This is a genomic window from Dankookia rubra (genome assembly GCF_004355005.1).
In the GTDB taxonomy this organism is placed as follows: domain Bacteria; phylum Pseudomonadota; class Alphaproteobacteria; order Acetobacterales; family Acetobacteraceae; genus Paracraurococcus; species Paracraurococcus ruber_A.
In genome coordinates, this window is record NZ_SMSJ01000255.1 from 1 (window position 1) to 1544 (window position 1544).

At 71.9% G+C, this 1544-nt stretch carries 1 protein-coding gene; it reads right to left on the reverse strand.

From position 1 onward, the window contains the following. Positions 1 to 345: 345 nt before the first annotated feature. The coding region (locus E2C06_RS36385; protein WP_165982917.1) for an ISL3 family transposase at positions 346 to 1544 on the reverse strand (1199 nt) is incomplete at its 5' end.

The following is a 1544-nucleotide window of genomic DNA, read 5'->3' on the forward strand; positions in this document are numbered from 1 at the left end:
CCCTCGGTTTGTCCGCTGCTCCATGTGCTGGTGAGCGCGGCTTTCACCGCTGCGCCGTCCTGCTGCAGCCCGGCGGCGAAGGTGGTAACGGCGGCCACACCGCTCCGCCGGGCGTCCTTGAGCCAGCCTTCGAGGGTGGTAATCGGCGCGCTGCACCGCGTCTTGGTGCTGACGCTGCAGGCACGCAGAAGATCGGCGAACCGGCGGACCAGCCCGGCGACAGTGACCGCGTCGACATCCTGCTCCAGTCGGGCGACGGCCGCAGCTTCCTTGTCGCTGAGCTGGTCCCTCGGCCGCGTCAGATACCAGGCGAGTTGCTTCGGCGAGGGGAGTGCCGGTGCGCTGTCACCCGCAGGAGATGGCGCGGGCGACGGTTGCGCGCCTCCTTCGTGCTGTGGCCCGCACTTCGACCGGATCGTGCGCCGCGGGCCTTAGCCAGCGGTGGACCTGTCTGGCTGTTCCGGAGAAGCCGCGCTCCCGCAGTTCGCGCCACAGCGCCATCGCGTTCTCGCAGCCAGCCGCGAGCCGCGCCTCCAGGTAGGCGAGATGGGGATCCAGGATGCTCGGACCGGGAGGCCGGACGGCACGCTCCGGAAAGCTCTCGGCATCGGCGAACTTCCGTACCGTCCCGCGGGCCAGTCCCATGCGGCGGCTGATGGTCAGCAGCGGTTCGCCGCCGGCAATGCGGCGCCGGACCTCGTCATAGAGCGCCTTCCAGCGCGCTCGGCTCTCGGCGCTGGCCGCTCGTTCGGCCCGGCTGCGGGGGAACACACCCGTGCGCCGCGCCGGGCTGGCTGGCCGACCCGGGATAGGCGGCAGGCGCCGGAGCCGGCCGTGCACCGCGGCCAACCAGCGCTCGGCCATTTGCCGCAGGTTCAGCAGCAGGTGCCAACGATCCGCGACCTGCACGGCCCGCGGCGCTCCAAGCCTGATGCCGCGGGCGTACTCAGTCGAGCGGTCACGGGCGACGGCCCGGATCCCATGGTGGCGCCGGAGCCAGTCGGCCAGCGTCGGGGCGCTCCGGTCCGGCAGCAGGTCGACCACGCGATGTCGCTCCAGGTCAACCAGAATGGTGCCGTAGGTCTGTCCCTTGCGCCGGGCCCAGTCATCGACGCCGAGCACATGAGGCGCCGGGCGGCGCGGCAGGGGCAAGCGGCGCACTAGGCGCAGCACCGTGTCGCCGCTCGTTGGCATGCCGACCTCCTGCAACATGCGCGCACCCGCCTCACCACCTATGGCAACGCCAACCCGGCCCTGTGCCGTTGCCAGCCGGTCAGTACGCTGCGCCCGCGGCGCGATCAGGCCGGGCAGCCGCTCCACGAAAGTCCGCCGCGAGCACGCCGGATCGCCGCAGTACAGGCGTCGCACGGCCAGTTCGAGACGGACCTGGCGGCCAAGGCAGGGTAGATCGGCGGGGTGCCGAACTGCGCGGCTGTGGACAGTATGGCTCGGCTCGCCACAGTCCGGGCAGCGGCCGCTCCGCTGCCGAGCCTCAGCAGCGATCTGGATGTTGCTCGCGTCCGGGCGGGTGATCTCCCGGATGC